This is a genomic window from Cellulosimicrobium sp. XJ-DQ-B-000 (assembly GCF_031119065.1).
GTDB classification, from domain to species: domain Bacteria; phylum Actinomycetota; class Actinomycetes; order Actinomycetales; family Cellulomonadaceae; genus Cellulosimicrobium; species Cellulosimicrobium funkei.
Map to the genome: position 1 here is coordinate 45,107 of NZ_JAVHYN010000008.1, position 21,585 is coordinate 66,691.

The 21,585-nt window shown below is 75.7% G+C and carries 17 protein-coding genes; 13 read left to right on the forward strand and 4 right to left on the reverse strand.

The genetic code is table 11. The annotated features are described in order from the left end of the window. The first annotated feature begins 44 nt into the window (after positions 1-44). From RDI86_RS12355 to RDI86_RS12395, 9 genes are all read left to right on the forward strand, one after another. Complete coding sequence (locus tag RDI86_RS12355; RefSeq protein WP_043657230.1) at positions 45-1,103, forward strand: branched-chain amino acid ABC transporter permease; 1,059 nt, start codon at positions 45-47, stop codon at positions 1,101-1,103. Continuing rightward, on the forward strand, positions 1,100-2,494 hold the full coding sequence (locus RDI86_RS12360) for a branched-chain amino acid ABC transporter permease (RefSeq protein ID WP_233139883.1): 1,395 nt from the start codon (positions 1,100-1,102) through the stop codon (positions 2,492-2,494). Before RDI86_RS12355 ends, RDI86_RS12360 begins: the two co-directional genes overlap by 4 nt. After that, a complete protein-coding gene (locus RDI86_RS12365) occupies positions 2,491-3,555 on the forward strand; it encodes an ABC transporter ATP-binding protein (RefSeq protein WP_083711550.1) in 1,065 nt (354 codons plus the stop codon). The genes RDI86_RS12360 and RDI86_RS12365 overlap by 4 nt, the downstream gene beginning before the upstream one ends. Continuing rightward, positions 3,542-4,261: an ABC transporter ATP-binding protein gene (locus RDI86_RS12370; protein ID WP_021483127.1), complete on the forward strand. Its 720-nt coding sequence runs from the start codon at positions 3,542-3,544 to the stop codon at positions 4,259-4,261. Before RDI86_RS12365 ends, RDI86_RS12370 begins: the two co-directional genes overlap by 14 nt. 103 nt (positions 4,262-4,364) lie before the next feature. Beyond that, positions 4,365-6,215 carry a PQQ-binding-like beta-propeller repeat protein gene (locus RDI86_RS12375; RefSeq protein WP_308821505.1) on the forward strand — a complete coding sequence of 617 codons (1,851 nt, stop codon included), beginning with the start codon at positions 4,365-4,367 and terminating at the stop codon, positions 6,213-6,215. Positions 6,216-6,236: 21 nt separating this feature from the next. After that, positions 6,237-7,967, forward strand: coding sequence for a PQQ-binding-like beta-propeller repeat protein (locus RDI86_RS12380; RefSeq protein ID WP_308821506.1), 1,731 nt, complete (start codon positions 6,237-6,239; stop codon positions 7,965-7,967). A 114-nt stretch (positions 7,968-8,081) separates the two neighbouring features. Continuing rightward, on the forward strand, positions 8,082-9,518 hold the full coding sequence (locus RDI86_RS12385; protein WP_308821507.1) for a DUF1254 domain-containing protein: 1,437 nt from the start codon (positions 8,082-8,084) through the stop codon (positions 9,516-9,518). A gap of 29 nt (positions 9,519-9,547) precedes the next feature. Continuing rightward, positions 9,548-11,926 (forward strand): S9 family peptidase, encoded by a 2,379-nt coding sequence (locus tag RDI86_RS12390; RefSeq protein WP_308821508.1) that lies wholly within the window; start codon positions 9,548-9,550, stop codon positions 11,924-11,926. 39 nt (positions 11,927-11,965) lie between these two features. Continuing rightward, complete coding sequence (locus RDI86_RS12395; protein WP_308821509.1) at positions 11,966-12,928, forward strand: hypothetical protein; 963 nt, start codon at positions 11,966-11,968, stop codon at positions 12,926-12,928. Positions 12,929-13,009: 81 nt separating this feature from the next. Here the strand turns inward: RDI86_RS12395 and RDI86_RS12400 are convergent, their stop codons facing one another. The 3 genes from RDI86_RS12400 to RDI86_RS12410 form a co-directional block, all read right to left on the reverse strand. After that, positions 13,010-13,654 (reverse strand): zinc ribbon domain-containing protein, encoded by a 645-nt coding sequence (locus tag RDI86_RS12400; RefSeq protein WP_205688591.1) that lies wholly within the window; start codon positions 13,652-13,654, stop codon positions 13,010-13,012. Positions 13,655-13,822: 168 nt separating this feature from the next. Further along, a complete protein-coding gene (locus RDI86_RS12405; protein WP_061267896.1) occupies positions 13,823-14,746 on the reverse strand; it encodes a hypothetical protein in 924 nt (307 codons plus the stop codon). Between the two features lie 2 nt (positions 14,747-14,748). Beyond that, positions 14,749-15,792 (reverse strand): SPFH domain-containing protein, encoded by a 1,044-nt coding sequence (locus RDI86_RS12410; RefSeq protein ID WP_043658139.1) that lies wholly within the window; start codon positions 15,790-15,792, stop codon positions 14,749-14,751. Between the two features lie 97 nt (positions 15,793-15,889). Between RDI86_RS12410 and RDI86_RS12415 the strand changes: the two genes are divergently transcribed. The 4 genes from RDI86_RS12415 to RDI86_RS12430 all read left to right on the forward strand — a co-directional run bounded on the left by RDI86_RS12415 (position 15,890) and on the right by RDI86_RS12430 (position 20,414). After that, positions 15,890-16,738, forward strand: coding sequence for an NUDIX domain-containing protein (locus RDI86_RS12415; RefSeq protein WP_251176614.1), 849 nt, complete (start codon positions 15,890-15,892; stop codon positions 16,736-16,738). Between the two features lie 99 nt (positions 16,739-16,837). Next, on the forward strand, positions 16,838-18,634 hold the full coding sequence (locus RDI86_RS12420; RefSeq protein ID WP_308821511.1) for a hypothetical protein: 1,797 nt from the start codon (positions 16,838-16,840) through the stop codon (positions 18,632-18,634). A gap of 200 nt (positions 18,635-18,834) precedes the next feature. Next, on the forward strand, positions 18,835-20,112 hold the full coding sequence (locus RDI86_RS12425; protein ID WP_086149942.1) for an inorganic phosphate transporter: 1,278 nt from the start codon (positions 18,835-18,837) through the stop codon (positions 20,110-20,112). A gap of 23 nt (positions 20,113-20,135) precedes the next feature. Then, entirely contained in the window at positions 20,136-20,414 is a 279-nt protein-coding gene (locus RDI86_RS12430; RefSeq protein ID WP_061267893.1) for a hypothetical protein, read from the forward strand. An 89-nt stretch (positions 20,415-20,503) separates the two neighbouring features. On the opposite strand, the gene RDI86_RS12435 is transcribed toward RDI86_RS12430, so the two are convergent. Further along, entirely contained in the window at positions 20,504-21,556 is a 1,053-nt protein-coding gene (locus RDI86_RS12435) for a LacI family DNA-binding transcriptional regulator (protein ID WP_308821512.1), read from the reverse strand. Positions 21,557-21,585: the final 29 nt, after the last annotated feature.

Sequence of the window (21,585 nt, forward strand, 5' to 3'; positions counted from 1 at the left end):
GTGGACCACGACCTCGTACCCCAGAGAACGAACCAGGGAGCGTCATGCCCGCTCTTGCTGACGCGCTGATGCACAGCGCGACCGCCGGCCCCCTCGTCCACCAGTCCCTCATCGACTTCAACATCGCGGGCCTCGCCCGGAACTTCTGGGGCCTCACCATCGAAGGCCTCACCTACGGCGCGATCTACGCGCTCGTCGCCGTCGGCTACACGCTCGTCTACGGCGTGCTGCGGCTCATCAACTTCGCCCACTCCGAGGTCTTCATGCTCGGCATGTTCGGGCAGTACGCGACGCTCATGCTGCTCGGCTTCTACCCGAGCGGGAACGCGTACGACAAGGGCATCGCGCTGACGGTGCTCTACCTCGGCATCGCGATGCTCGGCGGGATGCTCGTCGCGGGCGGTGCCGCCGTCGGGCTGGAACGCGTGGCGTACCGGCCGCTGCGACGGCGCGGCGCACCGGCGCTCGTCTTCCTCATCACCGCGATCGGGATGTCGTTCATCATCCAGGAGTTCGTGCACTTCGTGCTGCCGAAGCTCACGGGCGGCACGCTCGGCGGCGTCAACGCGCAGCAGCCGATCCGGCTCGTCCAGCCCGAGGTGCAGTTCACGATCGGCGGCGCGCCGGTCACGAACATCACGCTCGTCATCATCCTGTCGGCGCTGGTCCTCGCGCTCGCGACGGACATGTTCATCAACCGGACGAAGTTCGGCCGCGGCATCCGCGCCGTCGCGCAGGACCCGGTGACCGCGACCCTCATGGGCGTCTCGCGCGAGCGCGTCATCATGCTGACGTTCCTCATCGGCGGCATCCTCGCCGGTGCGGCCGCGCTGCTCTACACGCTGCGCGTGCCGAACGGGATCATCTACTCCGGCGGCTTCATCCTCGGCATCAAGGCGTTCTGCGCTGCGGTGCTCGGCGGCATCGGCAACCTGCGCGGCGCGCTGCTCGGTGGCCTGCTGCTCGGCGTCATGGAGAACTACGGCCAGGTCGTGTTCGGCACGGAGTGGCGCGACGTGGTCGCGTTCGCGCTCCTCATCATCGTCCTGATGTTCCGCCCGACGGGCATCCTCGGGGAGTCGCTGGGGAGGGCCCGCGCATGAGCACCTCGACACCTGCACCCGCCCCCGCGCCCGACGGCGGTCGCCCCACCGCGATGCCGCCCGCCGGCCGCGTCGCGACGAAGGACCGGCCGCACAGCGGAGTCGGCGACCGGCTGCGCCTGTGGTGGGACGCCCAGGCCCGGCCCACGCAGTGGGCGATCGGCGTGCCGTTCCTGATCTTCCTGGCGCTCGTGCCGATCCTCAACATCCCGGTGCTCACCACGGTGGGCACCAACTTCGGCGGGGTGATGGCGCAGTTCGGCATGATCGCGCTCATCGCCATCGGCCTCAACGTCGTGGTGGGCCAGGCGGGCCTCCTCGACCTCGGCTACGTCGGCTTCTACGCCATCGGTGCGTACACGGTCGCGATCCTCACGAGCCCCGACAGCCCGTGGAACCAGACCGACGAGTGGCTGTCGAAGGACTGGGCGTGGCTCGCGGCGCTCCCGATCGCGGTCGCGATCACGTCGTTGTCCGGGCTGATCCTCGGCTCGCCGACGCTGCGCCTGCGCGGCGACTACCTCGCCATCGTCACGCTCGGCTTCGGTGAGATCGTCCGCCTCCTCGCGGACAACCTCGACGAGCTGACGGGCGGCGGCCAGGGCCTGCGCGGCGTCGCCTACCCCCGGGTGGGCGTCACGGAGGAGCTGCCCAACGGCGTCTTCTCCGCGGGGAACGCCGCGGGCACGCTCAACTCGGGCGTGTGGTGGTACTGGCTGAGCCTCGTGTTCATCGTCATCTCACTGCTGCTCGTGGGGAACCTGGAGCGCTCGCGCGTCGGGCGCGCCTGGGTCGCGATCCGCGAGGACGAGGACGCGGCCGAGATCATGGGCGTCCCCACGTTCCGCTTCAAGCTGTGGGCGTTCGTCATCGGGGCGTCGATCGGTGGTGTCGCGGGCGCGCTCTACGCCGGTCAGGTCCAGTTCGTCATCCCGACGAACTTCAACGTCATCAACTCCGTGCTCTTCCTGTGCGCCGTCGTGCTCGGCGGCCAGGGGAACAAGCTCGGGGTGATCCTCGGCGCGTTCATCATCGTGTACCTGCCGAACTTCTTCCTCGGCCGCACGGAGCTGTTCGGCATCCCGATCAACGGCAACGAGATCGCGAGCTACCGGTACCTGTTCTTCGGGATCGCGCTGGTCGTGCTCATGATCTTCCGTCCGCAAGGGCTCCTCCCCGTCCGGCAGAAGCTCCTCGCCTACGGGCGCGAGCTCTACGTCGCCGCGCGACGCGCGGCGCAGGCCGCCACGCGGAGCGGGTCCGACGACGGCGCCCGCCCGGGCTCCCCGGCGGTCGCCACGGCGTCGGGCGGCTCCCGCGCGACGCGCGCGACGGGCACGACGACCGGGACCGGCGCAGACGGCACCACGACCGGGGAGGAGACCCGATGAGCACCCACGACCCCGGCGGCATCGGCGCGGGCGGCGAGCACGGCGACGAGCACCTCGCGTCGTCGGGCCGCGCCGACTCCTCGCGTGCCGACCTGTACATGCCCGGAGCCGTCCTCGAGGAGCCGGCGGTCGTCGACGTCGCGGACGTGCGCCCCGAGCTCGCGAACCCCGAGCTCGTCGACGCGATGGTCGCGCCGGACCGCACGGTCCACGCCCGCGTCGGCGAGCCGCTGCTCCAGATGCAGAACGTCACGGTCCAGTTCGGCGGCCTCGTCGCGCTCGACGACGTGACGTTCGACATCCGGCGCGGTGAGATCCTCGGGCTCATCGGCCCGAACGGCGCGGGCAAGACGACCGCGTTCAACGCGATGACGGGCGTCTACCGGCCCACCCAGGGGCAGGTCGTCTTCGACGGCTCCCCGGTGGGCAAGCTCAAGCGCTACCGGATCACGCAGCGCGGCATCGCCCGCACGTTCCAGAACATCCGCCTGTTCAACGAGATGACGGCGCTGGAGAACGTCGTCGTCGGGTCGGACGCGCGGCACCGCACGTCGGTCCCCGGGGCGCTGCTGCGCACGCCGCGGCACCGGCGCGAGGAGCGGGACGCGATCGACCGGGCGCTCGCGCTGCTCGAGTTCGTGGGCGTCGGCGGGCGGGCGACGGAGAAGGCGCGCAACCTCTCGTACGGCGACCAGCGCCGGCTCGAGATCGCGCGGGCCCTGGCGACCGAGCCGAAGCTGCTGTGCCTCGACGAGCCGGCGGCCGGCTTCAACCCGGCGGAGAAGGAGTCCCTCATGGACCTCATCCGCCACATCCGCGACGACGGCTACACCGTGCTGCTCATCGAGCACGACATGCGCCTCGTGCGCGGGGTGACCGACCGGATCGTCGTGCTCGAGTTCGGGCGCGTCATCGCGGACGGCACGCCCGACGAGGTCACGAACGACCCCAAGGTCGTCGCGGCCTACCTCGGCGTGCCCGACGAGGAGCTGGACGGCCCGGACGGCGTCGGGCCCGCGGCCCCCACCACCGAAGGAGGCAGCGGCCATGCCCCTGCTTGAGCTGCAGGACATGACGGTCGCCTACGGGCGCATCGAGGCCGTGCGCGGCATCTCGATCACCGTCGAGGAGGGCGAGCTCGTCACCCTCATCGGGGCCAACGGCGCCGGGAAGACCACGACGATGCGCGCCATCTCGGGCATCCGCCCGGTAGCGCGGGGCAAGGTGCTGTTCGACGGCAAGGACATCACAAAGATGAAGGCGCACCTGCGCGTGCTCGAGGGCATCGTGCAGGCGCCCGAGGGCCGCGGCATCTTCCCCGGCATGACGGTCGTCGAGAACCTGGAGATGGGCGCCTACGCGCGCACGTTCGCGTCGAAGGCCGAGCACGACGAGACGGTCGAGCGCGTCTTCGACCTGTTCCCGCGGCTCGCGGAGCGCAAGGAGCAGGTGGGCGGCACCATGTCGGGCGGCGAGCAGCAGATGCTCGCGATCGGGCGCGCGCTCATGGCCCGGCCGCGGCTGCTGCTCCTCGACGAGCCGTCGATGGGGCTCGCGCCCATGGTCATCCAGCAGATCTTCCGCATCGTGTCGGAGATCAACGCGCAGGGGACGACGGTGCTGCTCGTCGAGCAGAACGCGCAGCAGGCGCTGTCACGCTCGCACCGCGCCTATGTGCTCGAGACGGGCGAGGTCGTGCGCAGCGGCGGCGGGCGCGAGCTGCTCGCGGACTCGAGCATCAAGGAGGCGTACCTCGGCGTCGCGTGACGGGCACGCCGTCCTCGGCCGGACGCGCCGCCGGGCGCGTCCGGCCGGGTCGGGCATGGCCGGGGGCGGTCCGCCGTCGGGCGCGCTGGCCTAGGCTGGCCGCGTGCCGCTCCGACGACGTGACGCCCGGGACCGACTGACCTTCGAGCTGGTCGAGTCCGAGGACGTCGACGCGGACGACGACGCCCTCGGCGGTCCGGGCCCGGTCTCGCCGGGCGGGCCGCGCGGCGTGCCGTCCGGCGCGACGGGGGGCACGACCTGGACGCCGGGCGTGACGGCGGGCGTCCGTGCCGCCCTCGGGGCGACGGACGGTCCCGCGGGACCCGACGGCCCGCCCAGGCGTGCGTCGGTCGACGACGACCCGGCCGAGGACGACCCGGCCGAGGACGACCCGGCGGAGAGCGACCCGGCCGAGGGTGGGCCGCCCCGGCGGGGACGGCCTGCGGCGGTCGTCGCGGGGGTCGCGGCGGGGGTCGCGCTCGTGCTGGGCGGCATGCTCGCGGTCGACGCGTGGCAGGGCCGGGCCGACGTGGAGCGGCTGCGGGCCGCGCCCGGCGGCCTGGAGCCGCTGCCCGACGCGCCCGTCGAGCGCTGGACGGCTGACGTCGAGGTCTCGGGCGGGCTCGCGCTCCTGCCCGGGGCGGTCGTGACGGTCGAGGACGGGACCGCCGTCGCCCGCTCGCTCGACGACGGGGCGGAGCGCTGGCGCGTCGACGTCGGCGCCCACGCGTCGTGCGGCGGCCAGCTGCTGTGGTCGCTGCCCTTCGGTGAGCCCGCCTCGACGCTCGTGTGCGTGGCGCCGTCGTCGGACGCCGTCGGACTCGGGGGCGTGACCGACCTGCAGCTCGACCCCGAGACCGGCCGCGTCCTCGCGTCGGACTGGGCGGTCACGGTGCTCGCCGCGGACGGCGAGGTGCTCGGGCGCCGCGACACGACGTCCGCCGGCGGCGCGCCGATCCCCGGGACCGACGGCACGCTCCTCCGGGCCCAGCGCGTCGGCGAGGTCCCCGCGGGCGACGGCGCCGTCGTCGAGCAGGACGTGGCCACCGGGGAGGTCGCCGACCTCCCCCTGGGGCGCCCCGCCGTCGTCCGCGTCGAGGACGCGCTCACGGGCGACACGCGCTGGGAGGCCGACGTGCCGTTCGTCGAAGGGTCAGGACAGTGCGTCGGCTGGACCGAGGCGGACGGGACGGAGACGATCCGGGCGGAGCTCGAGAACCTGTGGGCGGCGACCGAGACGCACCTCGTTCGTGTCGAGGGCTGCGGCGTCACGGCGTGGTTCACGCCGGGCGGCGAGCGCCTCGACGACCAGGAGAACCCGCTGGACGGAGTCGTCGCGCTCGCGGACGGCACGTACTACCGCGACCCGTCGGGGTATGCCTCCACCTGGGGCTCGGCGGCGACCGCACCGCGCGACGCGGCGCGCGCCGTCCTTGCGGCGGACGGCGCCGTGCGCTGGGAGCCGCCCGGCCCGATCCTCGTGCCGCGCTCGAGCGACGGCTCGGACGCGCCGCTCCTCGCCCGGTCCGAGGGGGAGCTCGTCGCGTTCGACGGTGACGGCAGCGAGCTGTGGCGCTCGTCGGAGGTGGTGGCGCCCGAGGCGGTGCTCGTCGCCACGCACGACACGGTCGTCGTGTCCGGGGGTTCCAGCACGGGCTGGATGACCGGGCTCGACGCGACCACGGGGACGGTGCGCTGGTCCCTCGACCGCGAGACGGTCGAGGCCGCGGCCGGCGGGAGCGTCAGCTGGATGGACACCGCCTACACGGACGGGCGGCGCGCGATCCTGCTCGCCTACCAGGACGACGGGCGGACGGACCTTCTCGCGATCGACCTCGCCGACGGTCACGTCGCGTGGTCCGGTGGTGTCGGGCCGGAGGAGGGCTCCTGGCCCGTTCCCCTCCAGGGCCGGCTCCTGCGGATCGGGCAGTCGGAGATCGCCCGGCTCGGTTGACGACCGGCCTACGCTGAGGGGGTGCCGCTCCGACGGGGAGACGGCGGCGACGGCCGCCGGACGTTCGAGCTCGTCGACACGGCCGGGGTCGACGACGACCTCGACCTCCTCGACGCGCCGCACCCGGTGCTGCTCGGCGGACCGCACGCCGTGCCGCGCGGCACGACCTTTCCACTGCCTCCCGGAGCGCCCGGAGCGCCCGGAGCGCCTGGTGCGCCCGGTCCTGGACCACGGTCGGCGGGGGCACCCCCTGAGGTGCCGAAGACGCCGCCTGGTCCCGGCCGCCGTCGGGCCGTGGCCGCCGCGGTCGCGACCGGGGTGGCCGTGCTCGTCGTCGGCGGGATGCTCGTCGTCGACGCCGCGACGAGCCGGGACGCGCAGGAGCGGCTGGAGACGGCGCGCGGCGCGGTCCGCGCGCTCGACACCGCCCCGACGGAGCAGTGGCGCGCCCCCGCCGCGGCGGACCGCGGGACGGCCTTCCTCCCGGGCCTGCTCGTCACCGTGGACGGCGACGAGGCGGTGGCGCTCGACCTCGACACGGGGGCCGAGGCGTGGCGCGTGCCGGCCGGCGGCGACGAGGCCGTGTGCGGGTCGTGGAGCCCGTGGGAGCGGTCGGCCGTGCCGTCGCGCACGGTGGTGTGCGTCGCCGGGTCGGGGGTCGCGCCGTCCTGGTACGACGTCAGCCCGCCGTCCCGGCCGGGGGAGGGCACGGCGACCGTGACGGTGCTCGACGCCCGCGGGCGGGTCGTCGGGCAGCGGCAGGCGGAGACCGCGGGGGCGCTGCTCGTCCCCGGCCCGGACGGCGGCCTCGTGCGGGCCGAGCGCGTGGGCGAGCCGGGCGCGCCGAGCGGTGCCCCCGTCGCCGTCGACCCCGGCGCGGGCGAGTCCGTCGACGGCGTCGCGGGGCGGGACGTCGTCGTGACGCTCGAGGACGCCGCCACGGGCGCGGTGCGCTGGCGGCGCGAGCTGCCGTTCCAGGACGTCCCGTGGTCGTGCACGTCGTGGCACGCCGAGACCGGCGGGGAGGAGGTCGACCCGGAGCGGCTGCTGCTCGTCGCGACGGAGACCCTGGTCGACGTGGGCGGGTGCGGCGTCGCGGCGTCGTTCCTGCCGGACGGCGAGCGCCTCGACGACCCGGACGTCCCGACCGACGGCGCGGTCCCGCTCGCGGGCGGGCGGTTCCTCGTCGACGCCGACCGGCAGGGGTCGGACGGCGCGCTGCGCGCCGACCGCGTGCTCGACCCGGACGGGACGCCGCTCCTCGACGTGCCGGGCGAGGTCCTGGACCCGCAGGCGACCGACGACCCCGCTCCGGGCGTGCTCCTCGTGCGCGACGGCATCGCTCTGCGTGCCTACGACGAGCAGGGCGCGCGCCTGTGGACGTTCGACGGCGCCCGCGTGCCCGAGGCCGTGTACGTCGTCGCGGAGGGCACGGCCGTCGTCGGGACGGCGAGCACGGTCCTGGGGCTGGACGCGCTGTCGGGCGAGCAGACGTGGTCGCGGTTCGTCGACGACCTCGCGGGCGAGCGCGGCCACGGCGCCGTGGTGACGCAGGCGTTCACCGACGGGCGCTGCGCCTTCCTCGTGCTCGTCGACCCCGCGACGGGGGCGAGCTCGCGCGTCGTGGCGCTCGAACTGTCGTCGGGGTCGATCGTCTGGTCGGAGGACCTCGACGGCGGCTGGGGCGGGCTCCTCCCGGTGCAGGGCCGGCTCCTGCGCTGGGACGGGCAGACGGTCGCCCTCCTCGGCTGACGCCCCCGCACGCTCGCGGTCGCGCGACCGCCCGGTGCGTCCTACGGTCGGCTCAGCCGCTCGACGTCGAGCGCGCGCGTCCCGCCTCCGCACCCGCGACGAAGGGCCTGAGCGATGACCGAGCCGAGCACCGACCCGCTGGCCACCGCCGTCGCGGCCGTGAGCACCCCCTCCCCTCTGGACACCCCGTTCGGTCCGGTCGAGCTCGTCGACGGCGTCCCCGCGTCGGGCTCCCTCGACCGGCTCTACGGGTCGCTGGACTTCGTCCGCGGGGTCGCGGCGTTCCTCGACGCCATGCCGGGCGCCTCGCTCGTCGCCATGCGGCGCGGGTTCCGCAGCCTCGGCCTGCTCCGCTCGAACCAGGTGGGGTACACCGACCCGCGGGCGGACTCGAACGGCATCTTCCTCACCGCGAACACCGAGACGACGTACGGGTCGCTCTTCGTCGACCTGCGCGAGACGGGGCCGCTCGTGATCGAGCCGCCCCGGCAGTCGCTGTGCGTCGTGGACGACTTCTGGTTCCGCTACGTCGCGGACATGGGCATCGCCGGGCCGGACCGGGGCGAGGGCGGCCGGTACCTGTTCCTCCCGCCGGGCTACGACGGCGAGGTGCCGGACGGCTACTTCGTGCACCGCACGCCCACGTTCACCAACTGGGTCGTGCTGCGCGCGCTCGGCGGCGTGCCCGCGATGAAGGAGACCCGGATCTACCCGCTCGCCGAGGCGGCGGACCCGCCGCCGACGGAGTTCGTCAACATCGCAGGCGCTCGGATCAACACCGTGCACGCGAGCGACGTCTCGTTCTTCGACGAGGTCGCCGAGCTGGTGGCGGAGGAGCCGCCGGGCGCGCTGGACCCCGAGCGGGCGGGCGCGCTCCGGTCGCTCGGCATCGTCCACGGCCGGCCGTTCGACCCCGACCCGGAGCGCCGGGCGACGCTCGACGCGGCCGCGCGGACGGCCGCGGCGATCAGCCGGGCGCTCGTCTACTCGCCGCGCGACCCGGCGGCGCGGATCGCCCCGGGGTCGCGCTGGCTCGACGCGTTCATCGGCGGGTCGTACGAGTTCCTCGCTGACGGCGCGCGCCTGCTCGACGCGCGCACGCAGTTCCACTTCTTCGCGACGGTCATCACGCCCGCGATGGCGCACGCCCAGGTCGGCGCCGGGTCGGCCTACGCGTACACGGCGCACGACGCGCGGGGCGACGTCCTCGACGGCGGCCGCACGTACCGGCTCGTGCTGCCGCCGAACCCGCCCGCGAAGAACTTCTGGTCCGTCGACCTCTACGACACGCAGACCCGCTCCCTCCTGCGCACCGCGGACCCGCACCCCAGCCTCATGAGCCTCGGCGGCACGGTCGCGACGGAGGACGACGGGAGCACCGTGCTCTGGTTCGGGCCGGAGCCGCCCGCGGGGCGCGAGCACAACTGGGTCGGGACGGTCCCGGGGAAGTCCTGGTTCCCCATGCTGCGCCTGTACGGGCCGCTCGAGCCGTGGTTCGACCGCACGTGGCTGCCCGGCGACCTGGAGCAGGTCGACGCCCCGGACGCCTGACGGCCGCGTCCCGGCACTACCCTGGCGAGATGCCCGACGACCTCACGCAGCCCGCCACGCCGTCTTCTCCCGAGCCCGAGGTGGCCGAGGCGCCCGAGACTCCGCAGGCGCCCGTCGCCCTCCGTCGTCCCGCGCCGCGCACGCACCACGGCGAGACGGTCGACGACGACTACGAGTGGCTGCGGGACAAGGAGTCGCCCGAGGTCGTCGCGCACCTCGAGGCCGAGAACGCGTACACCGAGGCGCGCCTCGCGCACCTCGAGCCGCTGCGCGAGCGGATCTTCGAGGAGATCAAGGCCCGCACGCTCGAGACGGACCTGTCCGTCCCGGTGCGGCAGGGCGCGCACTGGTACTACGCGCGCACGGTCGAGGGGTCGCAGTACCCGATCCGGGCCCGCGCCCCGATCGACGCGAGCCTCGGCAGCGACGCGCCGTCGGCCTGGGTGCCGCCCGTGCTGGAGCCGGGCGTGCCCGTGCCGGGCGAGCAGGTGCTCCTCGACGACAACGTCGAGGCCGAGGGCCACGAGTTCTTCTCGCTCGGGTCGTTCGACGTCTCGGCCGACGGGACGCGGCTCGCGTACGCGGTCGACGTCGTGGGCGACGAGCGCTACACGCTGCGGGTCCGCGACCTGGAGTCCGGCACCGACCTCGTGGACGAGGTCCCGGGGACGTTCCCGGGCGCCGTCTTCTCCCCGGACGGGCGGTACGTGTTCTATCCGACGGTCGACGACGCGTGGCGGCCCTGGCGCGTGTGGCGCCACGAGGTGGGCACGCCCGCGACGCAGGACGTCGTCGTCTTCGAGGAGCCCGACGAGCGGTTCTGGGTCGGGGTGGGCGTCTCGCGCTCGCAGCGGTTCGTGCAGATCGACGTGGGCTCGAAGATCACGTCCGAGACGTGGCTGATCGACGCCGACGACCCGACGGGCGAGGCGCGCGTGGTGTGGCCGCGCCGCGAGGGCGTCGAGTACACGGTCGAGCACGCCGTCCTGCCGAGCACGTGGTTCCCGACCGCCGAGCACGCGGTCGGCGACCGTCCTGACGAGAATCCGGTCGCCGACCCCGTGCTCGGCGGGGCGGTGGATCAGCGGGACGTGCTGCTCGTCCTGCACAACGACGGCGCGGAGAACTTCGAGCTCGTCGTCACCGGTGTCGCCGAAGTCTCCGCCGGGCCGGGCGGCGCGACCGTCGTCGTGCCGCACGACCCCGCGACCCGGCTCGAGGCCGTGGACGCGTTCGCCGGGCACCTCGTCGTCTCCTACCGGCGCGACGCGCTCTCGCGGGTCGGCGTGATCGACCTCGCGAGCCCCCAGCCGCCGCGGCCCGCGGGCCTGCCGACCCCGATCCGCACAGGAGACACACCGGCGCCTGCGACCGACCTCTGGCACGTGCACGAGGTCGCGTTCGACGAGCCGCTGTACACCGCGGCGCTCGGTGCGAACCCCGAGTGGGACCAGCCGAACGTCCGGCTGAGCTACACGAGCTTCGTCACGCCGTCGACCGTGTACGACCTGCGGGTCGAGACCGACGAGCTCACGCTCCTCAAGCAGCAGCCCGTGCTCGGCGGCTACGACGCCGCGGACTACGTGCAGCGCCGCGAGTGGGCCACGGCCGAGGACGGCACGCAGGTGCCGGTGTCGCTCGTGTGGCGGCGCGACGCCGTCGGGCTGGACGCGACGGGCACGGGCGCCGAGCCGGCGCCGCTCCTGCTGTACGGCTACGGGTCGTACGAGATCAGCATCGACCCGGGGTTCTCGATCTCGCGCCTGTCGCTGCTCGACCGCGGGGTCGTGTTCGCCGTCGCGCACGTGCGCGGCGGGGGCGAGATGGGGCGCCGCTGGTACGACGAGGGCAAGACGCTCGCCAAGCGCACCACGTTCACGGACTTCGTCGCGGTCGCGCGGCACCTCGTCGACGCCGGCTGGACGAGCCCGGAGCGGCTCGTCGCGCAGGGCGGCTCGGCGGGCGGGCTGCTCATGGGCGCGGTGACGAACCTCGCTCCCGAGCTCTTCGCGGGCGTGCTCGCGCAGGTGCCGTTCGTCGACGCCCTCACCTCGATCCTCGACCCGTCCCTCCCGCTCACCGTCGTCGAGTGGGACGAGTGGGGCGACCCGCTGCACGATCCCGACGTCTACCGGTACATGCGCACGTACACCCCGTACGAGAACGTGCCCGACGACGCGTCGCACTACCCGCGGATCCTCGCCGTGACGTCGTTCCACGACACGCGGGTGCTGTACGTCGAGCCCGCGAAGTGGGTCGCGCGCCTGCGCGCCGCGGGGGCGCCCGCGCTGCTGAAGATCGAGATGCACGCCGGGCACGGCGGGGTCTCGGGCCGCTACGAGGGCTGGCGCGAGGTCGCGTACGAGGACGCGTGGGTGCTCGACGTGCTCGGGCTGGCCGACCGGTGACGTGCCCGCGGGCGTGAGGCCGCAGACGGAGGGGGAGCGATGACCGACGAGACCGTGACGCCCGACCCGCGGACGGCGCGCGACGCGACGCCGCCCGGGAGGGCCGCGCTGCTGCTGCGCCCGGTCGGGTACCTCGCCGTCGGGCTGGTGGGGACGGCCGTCGGGCTCGCCCTCCTGGGCCTGTACCTCGCGCCCGCGGCGTACGGGCTGCTCGCGCCGCCGGCGGACCAGGAGCCCTGGGCCGAGCTCGTCGCGTCGCCCGGCGCCGAGCTCGGGCGGCTCGCGGTCGTCGCGCCGGTCGCCGTGGCGCTCGCCGGCCCGGTCGCGTGGTACCTGTCGTGCGCCGTCTGGCCGCTCGCCGCGCTGGCGTTCGTGCACGCCGGGCGGGCGCTGCGGCCGTCGTCCCGGGACGACCGGCTGTCGTTCACGAGCCGGGTCGCGCCGGGCACGACGCTCGGGCCGCCCGTGCCCGGGCCGCTCCCCGTGCCCCTCCAGCCGCAGCGGCGTTCGCGGCTCACGGACACCCTCGTGCGCTTCGCCGTCTGCGGCTGGCACCCCGACCGCCGCGAGGCCGGGGCCGCGGTCCCGGCCGGCGTCGCGTGGGTGCTCGCGAGCGCGGGGGCGTCGACGGCGCTGCCGCCCGGCTGGCGGGTCGTGCTCGTCGTGGCCGCGGTCCCCTTCGCGCTCTGGTCCGTGGTCGCCCTGCGGCGCCGGTGGGACTGGCGGTTCCACCGCGAGCGCGTGCGCGCGGCGCGGCGCGAGCGGTGGCTCGAGCGGCACGCCGACGGGTACGTGATGCGCGACGGCCCGCGCGTCGTCCGGTCGCGCCCGCAGTCGGAGGAGCACCGCGCACGCGTGGAGGCGGAGCGCGCCGCGGCCCGCGCCGAGCAGGACCGCCTCACGAACCTGACGAGCGACGCCATCGGCGAGCGTCGCGAGGCGGTGCTCCGCGCCCGCCGCGAGCGCGAGCAGCACCAGAACGACGCCCCACGAGGAGACTGACCCCGCGAGGCCGCCGAGCATGGGGTTGTTGCGCGTCCGGCGTCGGGGACGGGCTGTGACCGCATGCTCGGCGGCGGGGGGTCAGACGGACTGCGGGCTGCCGCACTCCGCGCAGTAGCGCGCGGCCGCGGCGTTCTGCGTGCCGCACTCGCGGCACGCGGCCACCTGCGCCAGGCGCTCGCCGCACTCGGGGCAGAACTTGCCGCCGTCGACCTTCGCGCCGCACGACGGGCACCGCGTGACGGCGGCCGTCCGCAGGTCCGCGCCGCCGACGAGGTCGGTCGTGCGGAGCTGCTCCTGGACCTGGTACCGGCGGGCCTCGGCCTGGAGCTGGGCGAGCTCCTCCACCTGCTTGGGCGAGCAACGCACGCACTGCCCCACGGCCTCGTTCCAGCAGACCTCGTGGCACATCCAGTCGCCGCACCCGTGGCACTGGCGGAACGCGTCGCGCACCTCGCCGACGGCGGCGTCGAGCGCCTTGTCCTTCGCCGACGAGTTGGTCTGGCGGTCCGCTGCCCACGACCCCGCCGCGTAGGAGAGGTCGGCGACCTTGCCCCCGAAGAACCGGCCCGCCGCCTGGACGAGGCTGCTGCCCTTCGCGACGACGTCCGTCCGGTAGGCGGAGCGGTAGCCGTTGCCGCAGCGCTCGCACCGGAACTCGAACTGGTAGCCCCCGGCGTTCGACAGGTCGCGGACGTTGTCGGTGAAGGCGATGGGCGTGCTCATGGCGGGACCTCGGTGGGCTCGTGGGGTCGGCGTCCCCGCAGGCCAGGCCCGCGGGAGGGGGGAGTCATGGGGATCCCGTGACCGCTGCGATGCTACCCACCGACCCTCGCCGTCCCGACGGATCACCCGGGTGAAATCGGGTCCACCGGCGGGCGCCTCGGCCGGGGGTCAGGGGCGGACGAGGCGGAGCGGGGCGTCGGCGGTGCGGACCGTCACCGTCTGGCCCCACGAGGCGACGAGGCGGTCGTCCTCCACGCCGTCGCCGAACACGACGAGCCGGTCCGAGGCGACGGTGAGCGCGACGTCGGCCCCCTCCTCGACGACGCCCTCGGTGAGCGAGACGCCCGTCGCGGGCGAGGGCCACGCCTCGCGGACGAACCAGCCGAGCCGGTGCTCGGTGCGCCCCGGGGCCCGCCGTCCGCCGCGGTCGTGCGCGAGCGACGCCCACCAGCCGGTCGCGCCCGTGCCCGTCGCGACGAGCACGCCCGACGACGACTGCCGCTCCTCACCTGCGCCGCAGCGCAGCGTGTAGCGCGCGCTCTGGTGGCTGGGGTGACCGACGAACACCTCGTTGAGCGCGGTGAGGTGCTGGCCGTCGTCGAGGTCGGCGCGGACCATGGTGAGCGCGTCGACGGGCAGGAGCGCCACCCGGTCGGGCGCGCCGCCCGGCGCCTCGGCGTCGGCCCCGAGCCCGCGCAGGAGGGCCGTCGCCGCCGCGACCGGGTGCCGCACGAGCACGCCCGCGTTCACGCCGGGCTCCGGGTCGACGCCGAGGACCGGCTGGCCGTGCAGGTACTTCGCGACGTTCGCGACGAGGCCGTCCTGCCCTACGACCACCACCACGTCCTCGGGCGCGACGAGGAACCGCGACAGGTCCGCGCGCTCGACGTCGGCGCGCGCCCAGCCCGGGGGCAGGGCGGCCACGACGGCGTCGCGCGCGGCCGCGAGGGCGTCGTGCCGCGCCTGTACCTCGGCCAGCGACCGGCCCCGCGACCGGAGGAAGAACTCCGCCTGGCCGCGCGTCCCGTGCCGGTCCAGCAGGTCGTCGAGCTCGGTCCGCCGGTGCACGACGACGGCGCGTCGCCGGAGCATCGTCAGGCCGCCTTCCCGGTCGCCGTGGCGGGCGACCCGCCGTCGGGGCCGAGCCCGCGCGCCAGGGTCGACAGCACCCCGGTGAGCAGGTCGGGCGTGATGGTGAGGTTCTGCACGTCCGGCAGCGACCCGGCGGCCTCGCGCAGCGCGAGCGCGAGGAGCGTGCCCTGCCCGGCGCTCGCGTACACGTCCATGCGGGCCTGCTCGGCGGCGGCCTCGGCCGCGCCGACGACGCGCACCTGCTCCGCCTTCGCGTCGGTCGCGAGCTGGGCGCGCTCGGCGGTCGCGCGGGCGTCGACGAGGGCGGCGGCCGCCTTCTCCTCGGCCTCGCGCCGCGCGTTCGCGCCCTCCTGGGCGACGAGGCGCTCGCGCCGGGTCGCGAGCTCGATCCGGCTCGCGAGCTCGTTCTCCGCGATGGCCCGCTCGCGCTCGACGGCGAGAGCCCGGCGCTCGTAGGTCGCGCGGTCGGCCTCGGCCTGCACGTGCTCGCGCGCGGGCGTCTGGAGCGCGCGCTCGACGTCCTTCTCCGGCCGGACGGCGAGCACCTGGACGCCGATGACGACGATGCCCGTCGTGGTGAGGCGCGGGTCGGTGGTCAGCGCCTCGGTGAGGACGTCGCGCACGCGCGGCACGCCGGTCGTCAGGGCGTCGGCGAGGGGCATCGCGGCGAGCGCGTCGGTGGCCCGGCTCTGCGCGAGGCGCCCGACGATGCTCGTCACCTGGTCGCGCCCCGCGGTGCTCGTCTCGCCGCTGCCCGGGTCGACCGCGAAGTCGAGGCGCTGCGAGACGGTCACCGGGTCGGCGAACCGATACGTCACGCCGGCCTGCACGGTGACGTCCTGGTGGTCGGCCGTCACGGCGTGGAAGAAGACGGGGAGCTCCTGGTCGTCGACGGGGACCTCGGAGAGGACCGACGTCGTGGGCCGGAACCAGAACGCCTGACCGACGCCCTCGTGGGCGACGCGCCCGCGGCGCAGGTGCACGACGTGCCCGGTGGGGCTCCCGAGGAAGTGCCGCGTCCACGGGTAGGTGCGGATGGTGGCCATGGTCGTCTCCGATCTGTTTTCGTCAACCTGACGATAAAGAGCGTAGGCCGGTGCGCCAGTTCTCGTCAACCTGACGCGAATATGCGACGATGAGCTCATGACCGCACCCGCCGCACCGGCCCCCGACGTCCCGCACGGCGCGGCCCTGCTGCCCGTCACGGTCGACGTCGTCGCGCTCACCGTGCGCGACGACGCGCTGCACGTGCTCCTCGTCGAGCGCGGCGTCGAGCCGTACCGTGGCGCGCTCGCGCTCCCGGGCGGGTTCGTGCTGCCGGGCGAGCGGCTCGCCCAGGCGGCGCGCCGCGAGCTCGCCGAGGAGACGGGCGTCCGTCCGCCCGGGCACCTGGAGCAGCTCCGCACCTACGGCCCGCTCGACCGCGACCCGCGCGGCCCGGTCCTCTCGGTCGCGTACCTCCTGCTCGCGCCCGAGTTCGGCGTCGTGCACGCCGGGTCCGACGCCGGGGGAGCGGCCTGGCACCCCGTCGAGCCCCTGCTCGGGGACGGCCCGGGGCCCGGCCTCGCCTTCGACCACGCGCGGATCCTCGCCGACGGCGTCGAGCGGGCCCGCGCCAAGCTCGAGTACTCCGCGCTCGCGACGGCGTTCTGCCCGCCCGAGTTCACCGTCGCCGACCTGCGGCGCGTCTACGAGGCCGTCTGGGGCGTGCGGCTGGACCCGCGGAACTTCTCCCGCAAGGCCACGACGACCGCGGGCTTCCTCGAGGACACGGGCCGCACGACGTCGGGCGGGACCGGGCGGCCGGCGGCGCTCTACCGGGCCGCGCGCCCGGCGCCGGGCCCGCAGCCGGGCCCCGGTCCCGACGCCGCCGTGGCCGACACTGCCGCGGCCGACACCGCCACGACCGACGCCGCCGCGCCCGACCCCGACGACGCCCCGGCGAGCGTGCCCGCGGTGCTCGACCCGCCCCTCATGCGCCCGCGCCGCTGACCGCGCGGCCGGGCCCGGCATCGGTGTCCCGCGCCGACGGCCCACGCCGGGGGAGTTCTCCCCCTCGACAGCGCCGCCCGGCTGAGTACGCTCGCGCGCATGTCGACGTACAGCTCCTGGCGCAGCGACCAGGGCAACATGCGGGCCCTGTCCGACGAGCTCGCCGCCCAGGCCGCGATGGCGCGGTCCCGCGAGGCGTCGCTCCACCGCCGCCTGCGGTCGCTCGAGGGCGACCTGTCGAGCCGCGTCGAGGTGCTGACCCGCCTCGTCAACGCGCTCATCGAGCTCGGCGAGGTCCGGGAGGAGCTCGCGCTCTTCACGCCCGCGCGCCGCGCCCGCGACGCGGCGCGCGCCCTCACGAGCGCCGTCGTCACGGGGGAGGGCGACGTGTCGCACCTGCGGCGCTCCCCGGACCTCGTGGACGTGCCCGGCTACTGGCTCGTGCCCGCCGCGCTCGCGGTCGCCGAGCTCCCCGCCGGGCGGCTCGACCGGGAGGCGGCCGAGGAGGCCCTGCTGCGCGACCGCCGTCGTGCCGCGACGTACCTCGTCGCGGTGTGCGCGCTCGTCGGGCAGCCCGGCCTCGCGCGCGAGTGGGTGCCGGGGGTGCTCGACGCGCCGGTCCTGCCCGCCGCGGGCTGGGGCAGCGCCGACGGCGCCCCCGAGCCGTCGCCGGGCGCGGGCGAGGGGCCGGACGAGGTGGGCGTGACCGGGGCCGAGCGCGCGCTGTGGGTCGCGGCCGCGGCCGGTCACCTCGGCGGCGACGGGGTGGAGGTCGTGCGCCGCGCGCTCGCGGAGCGGGTCGCGCTGCTCGACGACGACGCGCGCGCCCGCTGGCGGGCCCGGCTCCTGGAGGCAGCACCGTCGCTGCCCGCGGCGCCCGCCGACGGCGCGGCCTGGGGCAGCCCCGAGGCCGCGGGGGACGCGGCCGGGGCGCGTCGTCGGGCCGCCGCCCCCGACGCGCTCCCGCTCCTGCGGTCGTGGACGGCGTGGTCGCGCGCGCTCGTGGCGGGGGAGGTCGCGGTGCTCGCGCCGGCCCCCGGACCCCTCCCGACCGGCGCGCCGACGCCCGCCGTCGCACCCGCCGCCGTCGCCGCCGGTGCGTCCGCCGCCGGTGCGGCGGACTCGCAGGCCGCCGGGGGCGCCGACGACCCGGCCGGGACCCCCGAGGCGCCCGGCGCGGCGCTGCTCCGCGTCGTCGCGTCGCTCGTGGACGAGGGGGCGCCCGTGGAGCGCGGGCTCCTGGACCGGGCGGCGCTGCTCGACGAGCGCGTCGGGCGAGCACCCCGCGAGGACGGGCCCGGGTGGGACGCCCCCGCGGGGACGCTCGTCGACCTGCTCGTCGAGGACGCCCGCGGGACCGACCCCGGGCGTGCGGCGCTCGCGGGCCCGCTCGTCGCCGAGGAGCTGCGGGCCGCGACCCACGCGCGGGCGGCGGAGCTCGCGGGGGCGCCCGCGCCGTCGCGCGAGCTGCGCCTCGGGCGCCGCACCGTGACGGTCACGCCGACCGAGGACGGCGCCGCACCGGCCGCGACCGCCCGCGCGGAGCTCCTCGCGCAGCCGGTGGACGGCGTGTCGTGGGGCGCCGTCGGCGGGACCGGCGCGGTCGCGCTGCTCGGCGTCGTGCTCGGCCTCGCCGCCTCGCCGGCGTGGTTCACGGTGGCCGTCGTCGCGGCCGGCCTCGCCGCGTGGCAGTGGTTCGCGGGGGAGCGGCGGGCACGCGACCAGCGCGCCGACGCGCAGGCCCGCGCGGACCGGTTCGAGGCCGACCTCGCCGAGGCGCGCACCGCCGTGGCCGCGTCGGCGGAGCGCGCGCGGACCCAGCGCGAGACCGTCGCGACCGTCGTCGCCGACCTCGACGACACCCTCGCCGAGCTCGCCGCCCGCACCCCGGCCTGACGCGGGCGGACGGTCGCGCCGGGCACGTCCGACGCGGCCGCGCCAGGGGCCGTCCGCCCCCGCTCCCGGGCTGTCCGCCCCGGACGCCGACGGGCCTCTCCGGCGTTCGAACGAGGGCTTCGAACGCCGGATGAACTGTCGGTGAACAGTGGCGGAAGAATCCACAGGATGGTCGAGCGCGCGGCGGTCGTGACCGCACCATGGACGACGTGACCGAGACGCTCCTGCTGGTGCTCGTCGTCGTGACCGCACTGGCCTTCGACTTCACCAACGGCTTCCACGACACGGGCAACGCGATGGCCACGTCCATCGCCACCAAGGCCCTCAAGCCCAAGACCGCCGTCGCCCTCTCCGCCGTCCTCAACATGGTCGGGGCGTTCCTCTCCCTGGCCGTCGCGGCGACCATCGCGAAGGGTCTGGTCGACGCCGACGTCATCACCCTCGAGGTCGTCCTCGCGGGACTCGTGGGCGGCATCACCTGGAACCTCCTGACCTGGTTGCTCGGCATCCCGTCGAGCTCGTCGCACGCCCTCATCGGCGGCGTCGTGGGCTCCGTGCTCGCGGCCGTCGGCACGCAGGGCGTCATCTGGAGCGGCGTCGCCGCCAAGGTGCTCATCCCCGCGCTGCTCGCCCCGCTCATCGCGGTCGGCGTCGCGAGCGTCGGCACGTGGGCCGTGGCCCGCCTCACGCGCGACGTCCCCGAGGACGTCTCCACGCGGGCGTTCCGCTGGGGCCAGGTCGGCTCCGCGTCGCTCGTCTCGCTCGCGCACGGCACCAACGACGCGCAGAAGTCGATGGGCATCATCCTGCTCGCGCTCATCGCGGCGGGCGCCGTCCCGGCCGACTCGAGCGTGCCGTTCTGGGTCATCCTGTCCTGCGCGTTCTTCATGGCCCTCGGCACCTACCTGGGCGGCTGGCGGATCATCCGCACGCTCGGCAAGGGCCTCGTCGAGATCGACACCCGCCAGGGCATGGCGGCCGAGACGTCGTCCGCCGCGGTCATCCTCATGTCGGGCCTGTTCGGCTACTCGCTCTCGACGACGCACGTCGCGACCGGCTCGATCCTCGGCTCGGGCGTCGGGATGCCCGGCGCGAAGGTCCGCTGGGGCGTCGCGGGCCGCATGCTCGCCGCGTGGGGCCTCACGCTCCCGGCCGCCGGCCTCGTCGGCGCGGCCTGCTACGGCATCCAGCACGGCATCGGGGGCGCCGCCGGGACGGTCGTCGTGTTCGCGATCCTCGTCGGCTCCTCGCTGGCCATCTGGATCGCCTCGCGCCGCAAGCCCGTCGACCACACGAACGTCAACGACGCCTGGGAGGAGGGCGCGGTGGACGCCGGGCTCGAGTCCGAGGTCGTCGAGGCGCGCGAGGCCGCGCTCGAGCGTCGCCTCGACGTCGCCGACCCGTTCACCGACGCCGCGCCCGCCCCGGCGCCGACCACCCCGACCACGCCCGCCTCGCGCCAGCGCGCGGGCGTCTGACCGGCAGCCCGGAGGAGAGAACCGTGTTCGTCGAGATCGACTCGCTGCTCAAGGTCGTCGTCGCAGGCCTCGTGGTCGGCGCGGGCCTGCCCGCCCTCTTCGCCCTGGGGGTCCGGCTCGCCGCCGGGCGCGCCGTGCCGGTCGAGGTCGGCACCCCGGACGGCCGCTTCACGTCCGACGGCCGCACCGTGCGCGTCGAGCGCGCGACCCGCCCCCGTCAGGTCGGCGCGATCGTGTGCTTCGCCGTCGTGGTCGTCGCGATCGCGGCCGGCATCGCGTTCGTCGCGGGCGGGGGCCACTGACCCGGGACGGCACGCTCCCGCTGAGTGCAGGAAAGAGTCGCGGTCGGACGTCCCGACCGCGACTTTTTCATGCACTCAGCGGGTGGGGGTCAGGCGGAGTCGCGGACCACGAGGTGCGGCTCGAACAGGACCGAGCGCGCGTCGGCGTCCGGGTCGTCGATCGCGGCGAGCAGGAGGCGCGCCATCTCGGCCGCCATCTCCTCGACCGGCTGCCGGACCGTCGTGAGCGGCGGGTGCGCCTGGCGCGCGACCGTCGAGTCGTCGAACCCGACGACCGCCACGTCCTGCGGGACGCGGCGGCCCGCCTCCTGCAGGACGAGCGACGCGCCGTCGGCCATGAGGTCGCTCGCGCCGAACACACCGTCGACGTCCGGTCGCGCGGCGAGCAGCGCGCGCGCCGCGGCCTCCCCGCCCGCGCGCGTGAAGTCGCCCTCCACGACGACGGGCTCCGCGAGCCCGGCGGCCCGCACCGCCGCGAGGAAGCCGTCGCGGCGTCCCCGCGCGAACGGCACGTCCGACGGGCCGGCGACGGTCGCGAGCCGCGTGCGGCCGTCCGCGACCAGACGCTCGGCCGCGATCCGGCCGCCGGCGGCCTGGTCGAGGTCCACCCAGCTCACCCCGGCCGCCTCGTCCACCCCGTCGAGGTGCGTCGACAGCACGACCGGGACCGTGAGCGCCGCGATCCGCGCCGACAGCGGGTCGCTCGCGCTCGACGTGACGAGCAGGACGCCGTCGACGTGCCCCTGCCGCACGTAGCGCACGACCTGGTCGTGCGCGGGCGGGTCCGCGGGCAGGATCGCGAGGTGGATGTCGCGCGGGCGCAGCACCTGCTGCGCGCCCGCCGTCACGCGCCCGATGTACGGGTCGGTGAACAGCCGCTCGAGGAACGGGCTCGGGGAGCGCTGCTCCGACGGCTCGGACACGACGAGCGCGACCGACCCCGTGCGCCGGGTGACGAGCGTCCGGGCGGCGAGGTTGGGGACGTAGCCCGTCTCGTCGATCGCCTGCTCGACGACCGCCACGATCGCCGGGTCCACCGTCGGCACGCCGTTGATCACGCGGGACACCGTGGCGCGGGAGACGCCCGCGACGGCCGCGACGGCCTCGAGCGTCGGGCGGGGAGCGGGGCGACGGGCAGCCATGCGGTCAGTTATACCGCCGGGCCGCGCGC